At 68.0% G+C, this 275-nt stretch carries 1 pseudogene; it reads left to right on the top strand.

The window, feature by feature from the left end:
* Nucleotides 1-275: pseudogene (locus tag AC3A6Y_RS35060) on the top strand (hypothetical protein); the annotation flags it as partial.

Raw genomic sequence — 275 nt, 5'->3', positions numbered from 1 at the left:
CGCATGATGATGGTGGACGACGAAGGCGGCGCGATGGTGGTGGACGTCAACGGCAGTACGCCCGTCGTCACGCCGATTGCCGGCCCCGGCACCAACCGCATCTGGAGCACGGCGACCGTGCTGGCCGACGGGAAGGTGGCCGTCACCGGCGGCTCGTCGGAAGACAACGTGCTGGTCGACACGGCCTTCTCGACCCTCATCTGGGACCCGAAGACCAACGGCTGGACCACCGGCGCATCGGCCGCGAAGCCGCGGCTTTATCACTCGTCGGCGAT

It is taken from the genome of Variovorax sp. Soil_C_17 (assembly GCF_057657265.1).
The sequence above is the reverse complement of the archived record's forward strand: the minus strand, read 5'-3'. Positions and strand labels throughout refer to the sequence as shown.